The sequence below is a fragment of the Micromonospora sp. RTGN7 genome (assembly GCF_033804645.1).
Classification (GTDB): domain Bacteria; phylum Actinomycetota; class Actinomycetes; order Mycobacteriales; family Micromonosporaceae; genus Micromonospora.
In genome coordinates, this window is record NZ_JAPZLF010000004.1 from 308,764 (window position 1) to 327,121 (window position 18,358).

Annotated in this window: 16 protein-coding genes; 14 read left to right on the top strand and 2 right to left on the bottom strand. The window is 73.0% G+C overall.

What is annotated here, in order from left to right; all coding sequences use genetic code 11:
* Nucleotides 1-212 precede the first annotated feature (212 nt).
* From SNR22_RS08335 to SNR22_RS08345, 3 genes are read left to right on the top strand one after another with little or no spacing between them, the layout of a single operon-like run.
* Entirely contained in the window at nt 213-518 is a 306-nt protein-coding gene (locus SNR22_RS08335; RefSeq protein WP_320065901.1) for a hypothetical protein, read from the top strand.
* Between the two features lie 23 nt (nt 519-541).
* Nucleotides 542-1,213 carry a hypothetical protein gene (locus SNR22_RS08340; protein ID WP_320065902.1) on the top strand — a complete coding sequence of 224 codons (672 nt, stop codon included), beginning with the start codon at nt 542-544 and terminating at the stop codon, nt 1,211-1,213.
* 33 nt (nt 1,214-1,246) lie between these two features.
* Nucleotides 1,247-1,675 carry a YbaB/EbfC family nucleoid-associated protein gene (locus SNR22_RS08345; RefSeq protein ID WP_320065903.1) on the top strand — a complete coding sequence of 143 codons (429 nt, stop codon included), beginning with the start codon at nt 1,247-1,249 and terminating at the stop codon, nt 1,673-1,675.
* 475 nt (nt 1,676-2,150) lie between these two features.
* Here SNR22_RS08345 and eccCa read toward each other — a convergent pair whose 3' ends face one another.
* Nucleotides 2,151-6,110, bottom strand: coding sequence for a type VII secretion protein EccCa (gene eccCa, locus SNR22_RS08350; RefSeq protein WP_320065904.1), 3,960 nt, complete (start codon nt 6,108-6,110; stop codon nt 2,151-2,153).
* A 172-nt stretch (nt 6,111-6,282) separates the two neighbouring features.
* Here eccCa and eccD point away from each other — a divergent pair, with 172 nt between their 5' ends.
* Nucleotides 6,283-7,671: a type VII secretion integral membrane protein EccD gene (eccD, locus tag SNR22_RS08355; RefSeq protein WP_320066019.1), complete on the top strand. Its 1,389-nt coding sequence runs from the start codon at nt 6,283-6,285 to the stop codon at nt 7,669-7,671.
* Here the strand turns inward: eccD and SNR22_RS08360 are convergent.
* A complete protein-coding gene (locus SNR22_RS08360) occupies nt 7,661-8,833 on the bottom strand; it encodes a type VII secretion protein EccE (RefSeq protein ID WP_320065905.1) in 1,173 nt (390 codons plus the stop codon). The two genes, eccD and SNR22_RS08360, sit on opposite strands and share 11 nt — an antisense overlap.
* A 160-nt stretch (nt 8,834-8,993) precedes the next feature.
* On the opposite strand from SNR22_RS08360, the gene eccB reads away from it, so the two are divergent.
* The 10 genes from eccB (at nt 8,994) to SNR22_RS08410 (ending at nt 18,352) form a co-directional block, all read left to right on the top strand.
* Nucleotides 8,994-10,592: a type VII secretion protein EccB gene (gene eccB / locus SNR22_RS08365; protein WP_320065906.1), complete on the top strand. Its 1,599-nt coding sequence runs from the start codon at nt 8,994-8,996 to the stop codon at nt 10,590-10,592.
* Nucleotides 10,593-10,671: 79 nt separating this feature from the next.
* The gene (locus tag SNR22_RS08370) at nt 10,672-11,040 is read left to right on the top strand and encodes a hypothetical protein (RefSeq protein WP_320065907.1); all 369 of its coding nucleotides are present in this window, start codon (nt 10,672-10,674) and stop codon (nt 11,038-11,040) included.
* The gene (locus SNR22_RS08375) at nt 11,033-12,295 is read left to right on the top strand and encodes a hypothetical protein (RefSeq protein ID WP_320065908.1); all 1,263 of its coding nucleotides are present in this window, start codon (nt 11,033-11,035) and stop codon (nt 12,293-12,295) included. Before SNR22_RS08370 ends, SNR22_RS08375 begins: the two co-directional genes overlap by 8 nt.
* 200 nt (nt 12,296-12,495) lie before the next feature.
* Entirely contained in the window at nt 12,496-13,053 is a 558-nt protein-coding gene (locus tag SNR22_RS08380) for a hypothetical protein (RefSeq protein ID WP_320065909.1), read from the top strand.
* Nucleotides 13,054-13,197: 144 nt separating this feature from the next.
* Nucleotides 13,198-13,884 (top strand): dienelactone hydrolase family protein, encoded by a 687-nt coding sequence (locus SNR22_RS08385; RefSeq protein WP_320065910.1) that lies wholly within the window; start codon nt 13,198-13,200, stop codon nt 13,882-13,884.
* Nucleotides 13,885-13,903: 19 nt separating this feature from the next.
* Nucleotides 13,904-14,617 (top strand): uracil-DNA glycosylase, encoded by a 714-nt coding sequence (locus tag SNR22_RS08390; RefSeq protein ID WP_320065911.1) that lies wholly within the window; start codon nt 13,904-13,906, stop codon nt 14,615-14,617.
* 18 nt (nt 14,618-14,635) lie between these two features.
* Nucleotides 14,636-15,385 carry a DUF4129 domain-containing protein gene (locus tag SNR22_RS08395; RefSeq protein ID WP_320065912.1) on the top strand — a complete coding sequence of 250 codons (750 nt, stop codon included), beginning with the start codon at nt 14,636-14,638 and terminating at the stop codon, nt 15,383-15,385.
* Entirely contained in the window at nt 15,382-15,969 is a 588-nt protein-coding gene (locus tag SNR22_RS08400) for a hypothetical protein (RefSeq protein WP_320065913.1), read from the top strand. Before SNR22_RS08395 ends, SNR22_RS08400 begins: the two co-directional genes overlap by 4 nt.
* Entirely contained in the window at nt 15,969-16,976 is a 1,008-nt protein-coding gene (locus tag SNR22_RS08405; RefSeq protein ID WP_320065914.1) for a MoxR family ATPase, read from the top strand. Before SNR22_RS08400 ends, SNR22_RS08405 begins: the two co-directional genes overlap by 1 nt.
* A complete protein-coding gene (locus SNR22_RS08410; protein WP_320066020.1) occupies nt 16,973-18,352 on the top strand; it encodes a DUF58 domain-containing protein in 1,380 nt (459 codons plus the stop codon). The genes SNR22_RS08405 and SNR22_RS08410 overlap by 4 nt, the downstream gene beginning before the upstream one ends.
* Nucleotides 18,353-18,358 lie beyond the last annotated feature (6 nt).

Below are 18,358 nucleotides of genomic sequence, written 5' to 3' on the forward strand. Positions count from 1 at the left end.
AAGTCCACCGCACGCAGTCCGTAGCCGCAGCCGTCGGGGCAGCACAGAACCACTGTGGGCGGTCAGTGACCAGTGTCAGACTGTGTGTGCGAAGGGTCGCCTACCGGCCCGGCGGGGCATCGATCGTGGGGGCAGGGCACCGACGAGCACCTTTGCTACAGTTCGGCCGGATGTCCCCCGTCAGGCCGTCGACGAAGGAGCGCTGATCCCGGATGACCAGCAAGCACATCTCGTCCGAAGCGATCGAGGCGATCCGGGAACATCTCCAGAAGAATGCACTTTCCGGGCCGAACGGGCTCGACGCGATCAAGGCCAAGCTTCCGGACACCGAGATTCCCTTCCCGCACTTCGGCGTGGTCGGCACGCCGCTCGCCCTGGCGTACGGCAACACCCGGGAGAGGGCGGCGACCGCGCTCGACGAGATCCGCGAGACCGTCCAGGACTACCTCGACGAGCTGGCCACCGCGCGGGACACCTGGATCAAGGCCGAGAACGCCAACACCGTGGTGACGAGTTAGTCGAGAAGGAACGGGGACTGAGCATGGTCAGCGTGGGCAACGCCGTGATGTTCGCGGCCGTCAAGGCGATGGTCGAGGCGAACGCGAAGATCGCGAAGACTGCCCTCATCGCCGTGGTCGCGGTGGGCACCATGGCGGCCAACCCGTTCGACATGTCCGATGCGGCGACGGGCTGGAAGGAGATGGCGAACGATCTCGGCACGCTCGCCGGCCACCTGGACAGCGCCCTCGGCAAGGGCGACGACTGGACGGCCGACGACAAGGACGCCTTCGCCGCCTCGATCACCAACTTCAAGGGCGAGATCGAGCAGTTCAAGAGCTCGGTCGGCGACATCGCGGGCACGCTGGAGATGGTCTCCAACGCCTACGTGGTGTCGTTCGTGGCGCTGATCGCATTCGCCGGGGCCTGCCTGGTCATCCTGATCGGCCTGGTCGTGCTCCTGTTCATCCCGTACACCTCGGCCGCCGCGCGGGTGGCGATCGAGATAATCGGAGCGACCCTGGCCGCGCTCTCCGCCAAGATCGCTGTCCTCCTCACCGGCCTGGCGGCGGCCGTGGCGGCGATGTTCGCCGCCGTCATCTACGGGTGGGTCAACGTGAACTCGCGGAGGGCGAGCATCCCCAGCGCGCCCGACTTGGAGCAGATCCGGATCGACTACGAGGCGCCGCGGCGCTTCGAGGTCAAGGGCGACTGACGTACCCATCACCAGGACGGCGGAGAGGCTGACATGAGCGACCCGAACGTGGCGGACCTGGAGCGCATCCTGCGCGACAGCGAGCAGCGGATGCAGCAGCTGTCGGAGGTGGAGACGCTGCTGGCCGAGGTCACCAGCCGGCACGCCACCGAGGACGGGATGGTCACCGTCGAGCTCGGCGCGGACGGCACGCTCCGGGAGTTGGAGATCAACCCCCGGGCCATGCGGCTGGACTCCTACACCCTCGCCGAGCTGATCACCGAGGCGTTCAACGGCGCGCAGCAGGGCCTGCAGGAGGCCGTCACCCGGGCCATGTCCGATACGCTCGGCTCTGCCGACCTCGGCGACGTGCTCGGCGAGGCTCGCGACATGCGCAAGAACATGGACGGCGTGCTGGAGACGGTGTCGCGCTCGGTCAACGATGCCATCGTGCAGGCCAGCCGCTTCAACGGCCGGCGCTGACCGGCGGGGGAGAGGATTCCGATGAGCACCGGTGAGGGTTTCCTCGCGATACTGTACGGCGTTTTCGGGCTGACGGTGATCGCGCTCGTCGGGTGGTGGTGGAGCCACGACTCGAAGCCGAAGGACAAGCGCCCGGGTCGTAAGGGCCCGGGGCGGAAGTAGCCGTCGTCGCAGCATCGGTCAGCCGACGTCGACCGTCCCGCCAAGCGGATGTCGAGAGTTGTTGCCGAACGGATCATGATGTCGGGGCGGGGGGCCCCGGGGGGGGGGGGGCCCCCCCCCGCCCCCCCCCGCCGGGCGCGGGGGACCCGGCCGCCACCCCCGCGGGGGGGGTGTTTTGGTGGGCGGCGGCCCCGCCCCCCCCGCCCCCCCCCCCTTGGTTTTTTCTTGGTTTGCTCCGCCGTGTTCGGTGGGGGGGGGGCGCCCCCGGGGGGGGGGCCCCCCGCCCCGAGTCGTCACGGCTTCGAGCAGTCGGTCACGGCTCCGACCAGGCGGTCTGGATGAGTTGCTGGCCGTCGCGCCGGCGGACCAGCGTGCCCCGGCCCGGCGGCTGCGGGCTCGGGCGCAACGTCCCGAAGACCGCGCCCTCCTCGCGGTTGCCGGACATCAGCAGACCCGGCGAGTCCAACTCCCGCAGGCGTTGCAGGACCGGCTCGTAGAGGGCCCGCGCCACCCCGCCGGCCCGGCGGGTCACGATCAGGTGCAGGCCGATGTCCCGGGCCTGCGGCAGCAGCTCGTGCAGCGCGCTGAGCGGGTTGTTGCCGCCGGAGGCGACCAGGTCGTAGTCGTCGACCAGGATGTAGAGCTCCGGCCCGTGCCACCAGCTCCGGTCGCGGAGCTGGGCGGTGGTGACGTTGCCGTCGGGCAGCCGGTTCTGCAACGCGCTGCGGATCGACCCGAGCCCCTGGGCGAACACCTGGTTGGACGGGGCGAACTCGAGCAGGTGGTCGCCCTCCACGGCGCCGAGCAGGCCCCGGCGGTAGTCGGCGATCACCAGCCGGGCCTGCGCCGGGGTGTGCCGCTCGACGATGCTCCGGGCGATCAGGCGTAGCAGGTTGGTCTTGCCGCACTCGGCGTCACCGAAGATGGTCAGGTGCGGCTCGCCGGCCAGGTCGAGATAGACCGGGGCCAGCGCCGACTCGTTGACGCCGATCGGCACGCCCGGCGCGGCGCGGTCCACCAATCGGGCCAGCTCCGTGACTGGCAGCTTGCGGGGGAGCAGTCGTACCTTCGGCGCGGGCGCTCCCGGCCAGGCTGCGGCCACCTGCTCGGCCAGCGCGGTCGACGCCTCGGTCAGGTCGTCGATCGCGTTGCTGCCGTCGACCCGGGACACCGCGGCCAGAAATTGCAGCTTGTTGGGGGTCAGGCCCCGGCCGGGCGACTGCGTCGGCACGTTGACCGCAGCCCGTCGGTCGATCTCGGACTCGGTCGGGTCACCCAGGCGCAGCTCCAGCTTCGTGCCGAGCAGGTCGCGCATGTTGATGCGGATCTCCGCCCAGCGGGCCGCGGTGAGCACCACGTGCACGCCGAAGCCGAGCCCCTGGGCGGCCAGGTTGGTGATCGTCTGCTCCAGCTCCTCGTACTCCTGGCGCAGGATGTGCCAGCCGTCGACGACCAGGAAGACGTCGCCGAACGGGTCGTCGGGGAACTCGCCGGCGGCCCGGCGGCGACGGTAGCTGGCCACCGAGTCGATGCCGTGCTGGGCGAAGCGCGCCTCGCGCTCGTCGATGATGGTGACCACCTCGGCGACCGTGCGGCGGACCGCCTCGGTGTCGCGGCGGCGCGCGACGCCGGCCACGTGCGGCAGCCGGATCAGGCTGCGCAGCGCCCCGCCACCGAAGTCGAGGCAGAAGAACTGCACCTCGCGGGGGGTGTGACTGAGGGCCAGCGACGCCAGCATCGAGCGCAGCATGGTGCTCTTGCCGCTCAGCGGCGAACCCACGATCACCACGTTGCCGCCGGATCCGGCCAGCTCGACCATCATCGCGTCGCGGCGCTGCTCGTACGGCCGGTCCACCACGCCGACCGGCACGGTGAGCTGCCCGCGACCCGGCCAACCGGGCACCGTCAGCCCCAACGTCGGGTCGGTAGTGAGCGGGCCGAAAAGCTCGCCCAGGCTCGGCGGCGCACCCAGCGGCGGCAGCCACACCTGGTGCGCCGGGGTGCCCTGCCCCCGGAGCCGCTCGGTGATCACGTCGAGCATGGTGGTGACCTTGCCCGACTCGGCCGGCTCCTGCGGGGTGTTCGGCTGCGCCGGCGTCTCGACCTGCTGGATCGGCACGAACTCCACCCCGTACGGCACGATGCTGTGTTGCAGCGCGGCCTGGCTGGTGGCGTCGCGGCGACCCGGCACCCGGTACGGGCCGGAGACGTAGGCGGCCCGGAAGCGCAGCATGGTGGCGGTGTCCGACTTGAGGTAGCCGTGGCCGGGCGCGCTGGGCAGCTCGTAGGCGTCGGGCACGCCGAGCACGATCCGGCTCTCCACCGCCGAGAAGGTGCGCAGACCGATCCGGTACGACAGGTGGGTGTCCAGCCCGCGCAGCTTGCCCTCCTCCAACCGCTGGCTGGCCAGCAGCAGGTGCACGCCGAGGGAGCGACCGAGCCGCCCGATCATCACGAAGAGGTCGATGAAGTCCGGCTTGGCGGCCAGCAGCTCGCTGAACTCATCGCAAATGATCATCAGGCTGGGCATCGGCTGCAGCGGCTCACCGGCGGCTCGGGCCTTCTCGTACTCGTACCGCGAGATGTAGTTGCCCGCCGCGCGCAGCACCTCCTGGCGTCGGTTCATCTCACCGGCGAGGGCGTCGCGCATCCGGTCGACCAACGGCAGCTCGTCGGCCAGGTTGGTGATCACGGCACTGGTGTGCGGTAGGGCGTCGAGGGAGGCGAAGGTGGCCCCGCCCTTGAAGTCCACCAGGACGAAGTTGAGCTCCTCCGACGAGTGGGTGATCGCCAGGGCGGCCACCACGGTCCGCAGCAGCTCGCTCTTGCCGGAACCCGTCGCCCCGATGATCAGCCCATGCGGCCCCATGCCCTCGTGCGCCGACTCCTTGAAGTCGATCTCCACCACGGTGCCGTCCGGCCCGACCCCGAGTGGGATGCGCAGCCGCTCACGCTGGGAGCGGGGCCGCCACGTCCGCCGGACGTCCACCGCGGCGGCGTCCCCGAACCCCAGCAGGTCCGGCAGCTCCGTGCTGCGCGACAGCGGCTCCTCGCTGACCGTCTGCCGGGACAGCCGGTACGGCGAGACCAGGCGGGCCAGCCCCTCCGCCGCGGTGGCGCTGAGCTGGTCCGGGCGGCCCAGCGGGGAGGTGGACTTGCCCTGGACCAGGTTCAGCGCGGTGCCGTCGGTGACGTCCAGGCAGATCAGCCAGCGCCCGACGTCCCGGGGCACCGCGCCGGAGAGGTCGATGACGGTGGTGCCGAGCAGCCCCATCCCGATCAGTTGGCAGCTCGCCGGGACCTCGCCGCCGTCCAGGACGACCACCACGTGCGGCCCGTTGGTGAACGGTTTGGCCTCCCGGCTGTAGCGGGGGCGGCCGGACAACTCGCTGGAGAGCGCCTGCTCGGCGTCGGCGAGGTTGGTGAAGACCAACCGGCGCGACCCCGCCGCGTCGACCCGGCTGTGGTGCTGCGCGTGCGGCAGCCACTTGACCCAGCCCCAGCTCGGGTGCCGGTCGGCCGCCGCGACCACCACCAGGATCAGGTCGTCGGGGGCGTGGAACGTCGCCAACTGGGCCAGCATCGCCCGGCTCAGCCCGAGCACCGCCGCGCGCCCGCCGCGCAGTGTCACCCGGCTGAACGACCGCACCGACAACGCCGTGGGCAGGTCCGGCACGGTGGAGTGGGTACGGACGAACCGGCGCAGCGCGACCGCGCTCATCGGCTCCAGGTCTTCCACCGGCTTGGTCTCCGGCGGCACGATCTGCACCGCCAGCCGCTGCGCTCCGGTCGCGATTCGTGCCTCGCCGAAGTCGTCCTCGGTGGTCCGGCGTTCCCACAGCCGGCGCGAGGCCGCGATCGACCACAACGCGTCCGGCTCGGGGTGCCGCCACCGCATCGCGGCCCGTTGCTGTTCCGCCGCTCGGCGGGTCTTCCGGCGCACCTGGGTCAGGTACCGCATGTAGTCGCGCCGCTCGGCGTTCAGCTCCGCCTTGTCGTTGCCGCCGCTGCCCATCGTCGACCCGATGAACATGCCGAGCATCGAGACGCCGAACAGGCCACCCGCGATGTAGGTCATCGCCCCGCCGGAGCGTCCGGCGTAGAGGAACGCCATCGCGCCGACGCCGCAGAGCATCGGCAGGATCATCAGCAGCTGGCCCAACCCTCGGGGCATCTGCTCCGGCAGCTCCGGCGGTGGCTCCAGGAGGACCTCACCTCGGGGCAGGATGGGACCGGGCTGCCGCGGGGGGCGTCGGAAGACCACCGTACTCACGTCGTTACTCCCCCGATTGCGCATGACGTCCGGCTATTCGGGACGGGATCCGTCAGGGGGCATCGTACGTGCCCTCCGACGTAGGTAATCTCCCGTGGGCATGGTGCAACCCGGCGGTGCTTGCCGCTGGTCACCGCCGGTTACGAGCGAGTGCGAGGAGGCCCTGGTGACGATGACGGGGACCGGCGAACTGAGCCGGGTCACCATCGTGGCACCGAGAACCCGGATGGATCTCGCCCTGCCGTCCGACGTACCCCTTGCCGACCTGCTGCCCACCCTGCTCCGATACGCCGGAGAGGATCTCGCCGACCAGGGAACGGTCCACGGTGGATGGAGCCTGGCCCGGCTGGGCGGCCCACCGCTCGACGGCGGGCAGACGGCCGGGCAGCTCGGGGTGCACGACGGTGAGGTCCTGTATTTCAACCCGCGCGACGCGGTGGCGCCGGACGTCGTCTTCGACGACGTGGTCGACGCGGTGGCGACCGCCACCAACCGGCGGCCGGGCGGCTGGCAGGTCGCCACCACCCGCAGGTTCTCCGTCCTGTTCGCCTCGGCGGCGCTGCTCGGCGGTGCGGTTCTGGCGCTCCTCGCCGGGCCGCCGCAGCTCCCGGGTGCGCTGGTCGCCCTGGTGGTCGCGGTCGCCACCCTGGTCACCGCGGCCGTGCTCTCCCGGGCGGTGGGGGACAGCTGGACCGGCTCGATCCTGGCACTGGTGAGCCTGGTGTACGCCGGAACGGGGGGTTTACTGCTGCTCGCCGGTGACCGGGAGCTGACCGCACTCGGCACCCCGCACGTGTTGCTGGCCGCCACCACACTGCTCGTGTTCGGCGCGGTGGCGGCGCTGGCGGTGGGCGACCGCACACCGTTGTTCCTCGGTGCCACGGTGATCGCTGCCGCCCTCGGCCTGGCCGCGATGGTCTGCCTCGCCTTCGGGGTGGACGCCGCCGCGTCCGCCGCCCTGCTGACGACGATCGCCTTCGCGGTGCTGCCCGCGTTGCCGATGACGGCCTACCGGCTGGCCCGCCTCCCCGTCCCCTCCATCCCTACCGGCCCGGAGGACCTCAAGTCCGACGACGAGACGTTCGACAGCCGGCAGTTGCTGTCCCTCAGCGACCGGGCCGACCAGTTCCTCACCGGTCTGCTGTGGACGGTCTCGCTGGTCGTCCTCGGTGGGGAGGTGGTCCTCGCCCTCGACGGCCGGCTGCCGGCTGTGCTGCTGTGCACGGTGCTGGCCCTGCTGTCCCTGCTGCGCGCCCGGCCGCTGGCCAGCCGGGCGCAACGGATCCCGGTGCTGTTCGCCGGCTCCGTCGGCCTGGCGCTGGCCACGGCGGTGGTCTTCACCGGGCTGCCGGTGTTCCTGCGACTGGGGGCGCTGGTCGGCGGGCTGGCGCTGATGGCGGTGGTCAGCCTGGTCTACGGGCTGGCCGTGGCCGGCAAGCACATCTCCCCGGTGTGGGGCCGCGTCCTGGACATCCTGGAGATCCTGCTGATCGTCGCGGTGGTGCCCCTGGCCGCCTGGGTGTGCGGACTCTACGGCTGGATCTCCAACATCAACCCGTGACGACCGCCGTTTCGCCGGTCGCGGTGTCCGCCATCGCGACCGGCGCGCAGGCGTAGGCCGCCGGCCCGTGCCGCCCGTCGAGCCGGCGGGCCACGTACGAGTACCGCTGGGCCACCTCCTGCACTGCCGCCAGTTGGTCGGTGAGCCGGCTCTCCGGGGCGGCGATACGCAGCAGCGGGGCTGCCACCCGGCCTCCCGGACCGACCAGCACGGACAGGGTGTGTGACATCACCGGGATCGCCGTCACCGTGTCGACGAGCCCGCCGACCGGTGCATCCGGCCGGTTGCGCAGTTCCAGACAGCGCTGCGACCAGCCGCTGCCCGCCAGGCCCGTCCAGCTTTCCACCTGTGACTGGGCCGCCACGTCGAGTCCGGCCGCGGTGAGCACGGCCGCCGACAACTCGTCCGGGTCGAGCATCCGGTGGGTCAGCCCGGCGGTGGTCAGCGCCTTGCCGAGCCGGCCGGCGACCGCCGCCATGGTCCGGCGTACGCCGTCGAGGCCCCCACCCCGGTTGATCGCCTCGGTCCGGGCATCGGCGACGGAGAGTCGGGCGGCCACCCAGACATCCCGGCGGAAGGCGGCCGGCGCGCCCGGGTTCGGGTACCAGACCAGGCTGCGCACGACCACCTGGGTGGACGAGGCCGGGCCGGTGAACCCGGTCAGCACCCGCACCACGTCGTCGATCGACGACCCGCGCAGCGGTCCCGACGATCCGTCCGGTGGGGTCACCACACAGGCGACGAACCAGCCCCGGTCGTCCTGTCCCAGGCCCAGCCGGTTGCCCCGATCCTCGAACCCGCCGACGGTCAGATCCGGCGCCAACGCGGCCAGCCGTGGGTCGGCCGCCCCCGGGGACAGCGCGGCCCGACGGGCGGCCTGGCCGCGCTGCTTGAGGCGGCGGCGCAGGGTCAGGTCCTCGTACCACCAGCGGCCACCCCGCCGGGCGAAGGTTGCCAGCACCACGAGGAGCACCAGCGCGCCGACGGCGCCGGTCAACCAGATCGGCCCGCCCGACACCGTGCCCACGATCAGCACGCCGAGCTCCAGGACGACGAGCTGGCCAACGGCCACCGGACCGAGCCGGCCCCGGCGCCGCCGGTCGACCCGCGCACCGACCGGCGCGACCACCTCGCGACCGCGTGCCGCCTCAATCTGGGTCATCGCTGCGCTTCCTCCTCTGAACGGGGTCGCCGACGTCCGACGCCGGCCGACGGGCGGCAGGCGGCAGGCGGCGGGTCGCCGGGGGCCCTTATCGTAGAGAAACCCGAGCCGCCCGGCCGAGCCGTTCGTCCCGGGACCCCCACCCCGCCGGAGGTAGTGCATGCGGACCCGCCGTGACCAGGTTCAGGCGTACCGGTTCGTCACCCGCCGCATCGTCTCGGCTCTGCTGTCGGGCGATCCGGAGACCACCGACCTGCCGATGCGGCGACTGGGCCTGGCGATCTTCGGTAGCACCATGGTGGCGGCCATCGTCCTCGCGGGGGCGGGCGTGTACGGCCTGATGACCAAGGGCGGCGCCCCGCTCGAGGCGAACACCCTCGTGATCGAGAAGGAGACCGGGGCGACCTACGTCTTCGTCGATGGTCGGTTGTATCCGACGCTCAACTACACCTCGGCCCGGCTGATCCTCGGCGACGCTGCCCCGCCGACCCGGTCGATGTCACAGGCGTCCATCCGGGAGCGGCCCCGTGGCCGTACGGTCGGCATCGTCGGTGCCCCCGACGACCTGCCTGACCGTTCGTCGCTGGTCGGTCTACCGTGGTCGGTCTGCAACACCCCGGACCCGGTGGACCCGCGCCGGTCGACCACCCGGCTGGTCGTCAACCAGCACTTCTCCGGCGGATCGCCGCTCGGCAGCCAGGCGCTCCTGGTCGCGGTCGGCGGCCAGCGCTACCTGCTGTCCGGGAACGCCCGGATGCAGGTCCTCGGCAGCGGCGCGGCGATCGCCGCGCTGAAGATGGCCTCAGTTCGGCCGATCGAGGTCGGCGAGCAGTTGATCAACGCGGTGCCCGCCGGGCCGCGACTGAAGGAGCCGTTCATCCCCGGCGACAAGGAGCGGAGCCGGCTGTCGATCGGCACCGGGCCGGCCTGGGTCGGGCAGATCTTCCGCGCCGCCGACCAGCACTACGTGCTGACCCGGGACGGCCTGGTGTCGATCGGTGAGATCACCGCGCTGCTGCTGCGACGCGACGGCGGCGGGGTCAAGGACATCACCCCTGAGCAGGCAGGGCGGGTGCTCAGCGAGCAGCGGATCGAGGACGAGGGCATGCCGCAGAAGCTGCCCGAGCTGCGGCAGACGGGGCCGGGGCGGGCGTCGGTCTGCGCGACGTACCGGGCGGGTTCGGCGGGCGGGCCGCCGACGACGACGATCGAGGTGTTCGACCGTACGCCGCCGGAGCTGTCGCCGACCGCGCCCGGCTCGATCGAGGTGCGCCAGAGCGGGCGGGACGCCGTCCGGACCGCCGAGCGGGTGGTCCTGCCGGGCGGCAAGGGTGCCCTGGTGAAGGCGATGTCCGGCGTCGGCGAGGGTGGGCAGGGGACGGGCGCTTCCACCGTCTACCTGATCACCTCCCAGGGCATCCGCTATCCGCTCGGCACCCGTTCCGGCGACGCGGTGACCGCCCTGGGCTACGGCGGAGTGGCCCCGCTCTCCGTCCCGGCTTCGTTGCTGGCGCTGATCCCGACCGGGCCGACCCTGGAAGCGGACGCGGCGCGGAACTACTTCGACCCCGACTCGCCCTCCGCCGCCCGGTCCGGGCAACCCAGGCCGTCGGGCTCCGACCGGCCGGAGCCGAGCGGCGGGCCGACGCGGACCGAGGGGACAGCCGGACCGAGGCCCACCGCCTCCAGCCAGCCGGTGCCGGACGGGTCGAATCCGTCCACGGTGGCTGATTCGACCGTCGGGCCGACGGTCGATTGATCACCGGGTCGCCGGACCCACTCGATTCCATTACGCTGAGGCTCGCGACTAGTGCCACGACGACAACGGGGATGCTGTCATGGGTGTGAAGACCAGGGTCGACGTTCTGTCCTTGGAGGATTTCCACCAACGACTGGCCGCCCGGATCACCGAGGCTGACCAGTTGCTCAAGAAGCTGAACACCGAGCTGCAGTGCCGGCCGCCCGCGCTCGGCTCGTTCGCCGACGCGGTGAGCAGCACGCGTCAGTACACCAACCTGCACGGCCGCTACGTCGACCGGGTCGAACGGCTCCGGAAGTCCCTGGTGGCGGTCCAGGAAGCGACGCAGAAGATCCTCGACAACTACCGCACGACCGAGGCGCGGAACGCGGCCAACGCCGCCGACATCGCCCAGGTGCTCGGTAACATCGACGATTCGCTCGGTCTGGAGGGGAGCCCCCGTGTCTGACGAGTACGTACAGCGCTACCAGCCGGTCAGTCATGAGCAGCTCTACCAGGGCGTGCAGTCCGGGAACGCGGATCAGGTCGACACCCTCGCCGCCGAGTGGAGTTCGATGAAGGACACCGTCGACGGGCTGGGCCGTGCCCTGCGCGAGGATCTGGACGCCCTCGATCGGACCTGGGCCGGTGACGCCGGTGACGAGTTCCAGCGGCGGGTGGGCCTGGTGGTGCGGTACTCCACCAGCCTGGCCTCCGGGATGAGCTCGGTCCACGAGGGGCTGTCGCTGATCTCGGAGCCGCTGCGCTCCGCGAAAAAGGAATCCGAGAGCCCGGACGAGACCGACGACCACGACAAGGCGGTCAGCGGCGCCGCGAAGGGCTCGCTCTTCGGCCCGGCCGGGGCCGTCATCGGCGCGATCGCCGGCCACCAGCAGGACGAGGAGGAGAGGGAAAAGGCGCACCAGCGGATGGTGAAGGTGGTGGCCGAGTTGGCCGCCAGCTACGACGTCTCCACCTTCGACCGGTGGAACCCGCCGGATCCGCCGCCGGTGGGCACCCCGGGTGGGGTGGATGACAACTCGTCCGCCCCGCGCAGCGGGCCGGGCGCGAGCGCCCCCGCCAACCTGCCCCGCAGCGGTTCCCCGGCGCACACCGGCACCAGTCGGGCCCACGACCCGGGTGCGGGCAGCCACCACGCCGCGTTCGACGAGGACGACCCGCTGCAGGACTCGGGCTCCGAGTTCGTCGCCGGGCCGACCGGCCCTGGGTCGGGTACGTCGCTGGCCGGAGCTGACCTGTCGCTCGGCGCCGGTGCGCTGCTCACCGGGTGGACGGCCGGTGCCGGCGGCATGGTCGCCAGCACGGCCCGGGGTACCCGGGCTGCCGGTGCAGGTACCGGTGCGCTGTCGGGTTTCTCGACGGCGATACCGACCGGTGGGGTGCTCGGTGCCGGCGGAGCCGGTTCCACCCAGATGGGCCGTCCCGCTGTCAGTGGCGCCGGGCTGGATGGCCGGACCGCGACCGGCACCAGCCGGGCCGACGCGAGCCGGCCGGGCGCGGCTGGTGCGGGGGAGCGGTCGGCGGCGGGCGGTCGTTCGGGTGCGGCCGGGGCGACGCGTCCCGGGGTGCTCGGTGGTGCCGCCTCTTCCACCGGGGACGACGACGAGTCGACCACCCGGAGCACCTGGCTGACCGAGGACGACATGGACTGGCGGGGCGGCGCGGGCAGCACCCCGCCCGTTCTCGGCCTGGACGGTCACTGACACACCCGGCGGGCTCCCGCCGTGCTCCGGTCCGTGGCTCGATCCGTGCGGCGGGGCCGACGCCAGCCCGCTCCGGTGGGGCCGGCCCTGACCATGCGGGCGTCGTCCACTAGGGATGGACGTCACGTCCCGGGGGGCAGCGGGAACGGTGGCTCCGTCGCTACCGTTTTCCACTGTTGGAGCCCCCGGAAGGACAGCACGTGGACGAACAGGTCAACACCCTCGCGCCGGCCGAGACCGAGACCACCGCCCGGGAGCCGGCCGACACCGGCTCGGCGGTGCCGGCGGACGCCCCGAGGGGCGAACACGCCGACGGCGACCCCGACCCCGAGGAAGGTCCTGACGGCGACCCGGAGGACGGTGGCCGCTGGCGCCCCCTGCTGCGGATGCTGACCGTGCTCGGCGTGGTGGCCGTACTGGTGGGGGCGCTGGTCGGGCTCGGGCTGCGATACGACGTGGCGGGCCGGTTGTTGGCACCCGACCGGACCGCCTCCGCCCGGGTCGGGGGCTGCCTGGCACGCCTGCCCGACGTCACCGAGAGCGGGCACCACCGGGCTGCGACGGCGCGGGTCGTCGACTGCTCCTCCCCCGAGGCCGCCTACGACGTGGTCGGGCGGCTCGACGGGCAGAGCGAGGAGCAGGCACGCGACGGCCGTCAGTGCGAGCCCTTCGTCGCCCGGGGCGGCGCCTACTACACGTACAGCAGCGTCCCGGCGGACGGGACCGGCTATCTGCTCTGCCTCGTCCCCCAGAGCTGATCCGGCCTGACCTGGCGAACCCGCGTGAACGGGAGGTGAATACCACTCGCCGTGCGTCTTCCCCGAGCCGCCCGGCGCGTGGCAGGCTACCGGCACGTAACAGTGCGAACAGCCAATGATGACTGACCGCTAGGAGGACAGCCGATGGGCGAGATGGTGAGCTACCGCCGCGACGGGGCGAGGAGCGCGGGATATCTCGCGATACCCTCCGACGGTGCGACCAGCCCGGCGGTCATCGTCATCCAGGAACGCTGGGGTCTCGTCCCGCACATCACCGGGGTCGCGGACCGGTTCGCCGAGGCCGGGTTCGTCGCCCTCGCGCCGGACCTCTACCACGGCGCGTCGACCGAGGACGCCGACGAGGCGAAGCGGCTGATGATGGCGCTGCGGATGGACGACGCGGCGGGCGAGATCGCCGCCGCCGCCGACTACCTCGCCGGCCGTTCCGAGGTCGCCGGCAAGGTCGGGTGCGTCGGATTCTGCGCCGGTGGCAGCCTGGCACTCTGGTCGGCCACCATCTCCGACCGGATCGTCGCCACCGTCGGCTTCTACCCCATGCTCCCGTGGGAGCGGATGCGCCCGGAGTGGAGCGACTACGCCGGCAAGAGCGCGGTCATCCATTGCGCGGAGGCGGACGGCACCTCCGCCGCCGAGGGTGTGCAGACCGCCCGGCAGGCCATCGAGGCGGCCGGCGGCACCTGCGTCCTCCACGACTACCCGGGCACCGCGCACTCGTTCTTCGACGACGACCGGCCGGAGGCGTTCGACCAGCGGGCCGCCGTCAGCGCTTGGGCCCGCACCCTCGAACTGTTCCGGGCGAAGCTTGGCTGAGCCCCGTACCCCAGGTGAGGTGGTCGCCCGCGCAGCGCGGGCGACCGACCTGGCCGACCTCGACGGCGCGGTCGGCGACTGCTTCGCCTGCCCGCGCCTGGTCGACTGGCGCGAGGACGTCGCCCGAACGAAGCGGGCGGCCTTCCGCGACCAGGAGTACTGGGGGCGGCCCGTGCCCGGCTTCGGCGCCGCCGACGCGCGGATCGGGATCCTCGGCCTGGCCCCCGCCGCGCACGGCGGCAACCGCACCGGGCGGATCTTCACCGGGGACCGCTCCGGCGACGTGCTCTTCGCCGCCTTGCACCGGGCGGGGTTGGCCAACCAGCCGACCAGCGTCGCCGCCGACGACGGGCTCGACCTGCGGGACACCCGGATCTTCGCTGCCGTGCGCTGTGCACCGCCTGACAACAAGCCCACCCCGGCCGAGCGGGACACCTGCGCGCCGTGGCTGCACCGCGAGGTAACGCTCATCAGGCCCACCCTGCGCGTCGTGGTGGCGCTCGGCGCGTTCGCCTGGGCTGCGTGGTGGCCGACGCTGCGCGAGGTGTACGGCGTTCCCCCGCCCAGCCCGCGACCGGCGTTCGGCCATGGGGCACACTGGTTCGGCACGACCGCACCGGCACTGCTGGGGTGTTACCACGTCAGTCAGCAGAACACCTTTACCGGGCGGTTGACGCCGGGGATGCTGGACGACGTGCTCTCCCGGGCGAAGCAGTTGGCCGGAGTGGACTGACGGCGTGGGGCGGTGGCGATGGACCTCAGCGTGCTGCGCAGGTGGTGGCCGATCGGGGCGGTGACCGCCCTGCTCGCCGCCGCAGCCCTGGCCGCCGGCCACTCGACGCTCGGTGCCAGCCGCATCCCGCCCGCCGCCGAGAACATCCCGTACGTGCCGGATTACCCGTCGGTTGAGCCACCGCCCTCGATCCCAGCCGAGCCCCGCGACGCCGGTGAGGCCACCCGCGCGCACATCCCCGAGTGGATCGGCACCGCCGCGATGGCCCTGCTCGGCCTGGCGATCGCCGTCGCGCTCGGCTACCTGACCTGGATGCTGGTCCGGGGGGCGGCCCGACGCACCACCCGGGCGTTGCCGTCGGGCCGGGCACGGCGCACCGCCGAGGGGACCGCCCGGGAGGTGGTCGCCGCGCTCGACGCCGGCCTGGTCGAGCTGGACGACGCCGACATCGACCCGCGCACCGCCGTGATCGCCTGCTGGGTGCGCCTGGAGGAGGCCGCCGACGCGGTCGGGGTGGCGCGGCGGACCGGGGACACCTCCACAGACCTGGTCACCCGTCTGCTGCGCGGCGACCCCGACGCCGGGATCCCGGCGATCGTCAGCGCTGACGTGCTGGCCGAGTTCGCCCACGTCTACCGGGAGGCCCGGTACGCCACCCGCCCGATCGACGAGCGCACCCGCGACCAGGCCCGGGCCGCGCTACGCCGGCTGCACGGCGAGCTGACCGCGGTGGCCGCCGGGGCGCCGGTGGAGGGGGCGTCGGCGTGAGTGCCAGCATCGAGGACCTGCTCACCTTCGAGGAGGAGCCGGCCATCCAGGAGGAGGCCGCCCGGGGCGGTCGGGTCAAGCAAGCCCTGAAGACCCTCGCGGTGGCCGCGGCGCTGACGGCGGTGGTGGTAGCCGGGTTACGTACGGTCGGCCTTCAGCTCTCGCTGTGGGTGGTCGTCACCGGGGTGCTCGCGCTGCTCGCCGTCCGCCGGGTCACCGCCGCGCTCGCCCCGCCGCCCCGGCCCCGGGCGGGGGCGGCGGCCGGGATGTCCTCCGGCGAGGAGGACGGCCAGTACCACTGGGCCGCCCGGGACGCGCTGCGCGCCGCGATCAACGGCTGGGAACGGCCGCTGGACTGGTCGGCGAACAACCCGGACCGGTTCGCCGACCGGGTTCTGCCCCGCCTCGGCGAGCTGGCCGACGAGCGGCTGCGTCAGCGGCACGGCGTGACCCGCGAGTCCGACCCGGCCCGCGCCCGCGCCCTGCTCTCCGACCGGCTCTCGACGTTCCTCGACACCCCACCCCGTCGTACCCCGTCGCCGCGCGCCCTCGCGGCGATCGTCGCCGAACTGGAGAAGATTTGATGAACGACGTGGACCGCACCGTGCCCGTCGCCGAGGTCGGCCGCCTGGCCCGGGCGGTGCTGGACGCGGTCGGCTCGGTCGTGGTCGGCAAGCGGGACGCCCTGGAGCTGGTCCTCGCCGGCATTCTCGCCGGTGGCCACGTGCTGCTGGAGGACCTGCCCGGCCTGGGCAAGACGCTGACCGCCCGCTGTTTCGCCCAGGCCCTGGGGCTGGACTTCCGCCGCCTCCAGTTCACCCCCGACCTGCTCCCCGCCGACGTCACCGGCTCGTTCCTGTACGACCAGCGCACCGGCGACTTCTCGTTCCGCGCCGGCCCGCTCTTCACCAATCTGCTGCTCGCCGACGAGATCAACCGGACACCCCCGAAGACCCAGTCGGCGCTGCTGGAGGCGATGCAGGAGAAGCAGGTCTCGGTGGAGGGCGTCACGTACCGGCTGGACGAGCCGTTCCACGTGCTGGCCACCGCCAACCCGATCGAGTACGAGGGGACGTACCCGCTGCCGGAGGCGCAGCTCGACCGGTTCCTGCTGCGGGTGTCGTTCGGCTACCCCGACCACGACGAGGAGTGGGAGGTGCTGCGCCGGCGGATCGCCCGTCGCCGCGAGGAGGCCGAGATCAAGCCGGTCGTCGACGCCGCCACCCTGCGGTCCATGCAGGCCGCGCTGGAGGACGTGGTGGTGGAGGACTCCATCGGCCGGTACATCGTGCAGGTGACCGCGGCCACCCGGGAGCACCCGTCGGTGCTGGTCGGGGCCTCGCCGCGCGGCTCGCTGGCGCTGCTGCTGCTGGCCCGGGCCCGGGCGGTCTTTGCCGGCCGGGACTACGTGGTGCCGGAGGACGTCAAGGAGGTGGCCGCGCCGGCCCTGGCGCACCGGATCACGCTGCGCCCGGAGATGTGGCTGCGCCGCGTCGACCCGTCCTTCGTGGTCGGTGAGGTGCTCGACCAGACCCCCGCCCCGGCCAGCGGCGCGCTTCCGAGCCACGCCGCCGGACGGCCGGGGCGCTGACGGCCGTGCCCACCTCGCAGGGGCAGCAGCCGGCGACGGGCTGGGCGCCCACCCGGGCGCTCGGCCGGGCGGTGTTGCTCACCGGCCTGCTGCTGATCGCCGGGGTGCTGCTCGGCCGGGTCGACCTGGTCGTGCTGGCCGTCCCGTTCGCGCTGGGCACCGCGTACGCGCTGCGCCGCCGGCCCACCGCCGGGCCGCAGCTCTGGATCACCACCGACGCCGAGCACCTGGTGGAGGGGGGAGCGTTCACCGGGACGGTCACCGTCGGCAACCCCGACACCGTGGGGTACGACGTGGCAGTGGTGCGGACCCGGGTCTCGCCCTGGCTGCTGGTCGAGCGCGCCCAGGTCGGCGGGGCCCGGGTCGACCTGTCCCGCAGCGGGGTGGACCGGCCCTTCGTGACCGTCGTCGACACCGGCACCGCCGTGGACCTGGAGCTGATTGGCAAGGCCCGGCGCTGGGGCCGGCACCCCGTCGGCCCGGCCGGCGTCCGGGTGGCCGCCGCCGGGGGCCTGCTGGTGTCCCGGGCCGCGATCATGGAGCCGGTCCGCGTCGGGGTGTACCCGAGGACGGAGCCGTTCGAGGCGGCGGAGGTGATGCCCCGGGCGGCCGGCCTGGTCGGCGCGCACCACTCCCGTCGCCCCGGCGAGGGCGGCGAGCTGGCCGGCGTGCGGGTCTTCGGCCCCGGCGACCGGCTGCGCCGCATCGACTGGCGGGTGTCGCTGCGGGCCCGGCAACTGCACGTGGCGGCCACCCTGTCGGACCGGGACGCCGAGGTGGTGATCCTGCTCGACGTGCTCGCCGAGGCGGGCCGCTCCGGGGGCGTCGGCGGGGCAGCCTCGGTGCTCGACACCACGGTCCGCGCCGCCGCCGCGATCGGCGAGCACTACCTGCACCGGGGCGACCGGGTGGCGATGCTGGAGTACGGGCCGGCGGCCCGCCGGCTGCGCCCGGCAACCGGCCGTCGGCAATACCTCACGCTGTTGGAGTGGCTGCTCGACGTGCGCGCCGAGGCGTCCCCGCATGGGTCGTACGACCAGGTTTTCGGGCCGCACCTGCTCTCCTCGGACGCGTTGGTGGTGGTGCTCACCCCGCTGCTGGACGAGCGCTCCGCCCAGATGTTGGCCCGGATGGCCCGTTCCGGGCGGTTCGTGCTGGCGGTGGACACGCTCCCGGCCGACCTTCAGCCCCCGGGCCGGGGGCGGGGTTGGGCGGAGGTGGCGTTCCGGCTGTGGCGGCTGGACCGGGACACGATGATCGGGCAGCTCCGGGAGCACGGCGTGCCGGTGGTCCCCTGGGCCGGCGCGGGCAGCCTCGACCAGGTCCTGCGGGACGTGTCCCGACTCGCCACCGCACCCCGGGTGGGTGCCCGGTGAGGGCAG

Bases quoted from the DNA above. Each gene is read 5' to 3' on its own strand.
- SNR22_RS08335 (WP_320065901.1), top strand. From the start codon at position 213: ATGACCAGCAAGCACATCTCGTCCGAAGCGATCGAGGCGATCCGGGAA.
- SNR22_RS08340 (WP_320065902.1), top strand. From the start codon at position 542: ATGGTCAGCGTGGGCAACGCCGTGATGTTCGCGGCCGTCAAGGCGATG.
- SNR22_RS08345 (WP_320065903.1), top strand. From the start codon at position 1,247: ATGAGCGACCCGAACGTGGCGGACCTGGAGCGCATCCTGCGCGACAGC.
- eccD (WP_320066019.1), top strand. From the start codon at position 6,283: ATGACGGGGACCGGCGAACTGAGCCGGGTCACCATCGTGGCACCGAGA.
- SNR22_RS08360 (WP_320065905.1), bottom strand. From the start codon at position 8,833: ATGACCCAGATTGAGGCGGCACGCGGTCGCGAGGTGGTCGCGCCGGTC.
- eccB (WP_320065906.1), top strand. From the start codon at position 8,994: ATGCGGACCCGCCGTGACCAGGTTCAGGCGTACCGGTTCGTCACCCGC.
- SNR22_RS08370 (WP_320065907.1), top strand. From the start codon at position 10,672: ATGGGTGTGAAGACCAGGGTCGACGTTCTGTCCTTGGAGGATTTCCAC.
- SNR22_RS08385 (WP_320065910.1), top strand. From the start codon at position 13,198: ATGGGCGAGATGGTGAGCTACCGCCGCGACGGGGCGAGGAGCGCGGGA.
- SNR22_RS08395 (WP_320065912.1), top strand. From the start codon at position 14,636: ATGGACCTCAGCGTGCTGCGCAGGTGGTGGCCGATCGGGGCGGTGACC.
- SNR22_RS08405 (WP_320065914.1), top strand. From the start codon at position 15,969: ATGAACGACGTGGACCGCACCGTGCCCGTCGCCGAGGTCGGCCGCCTG.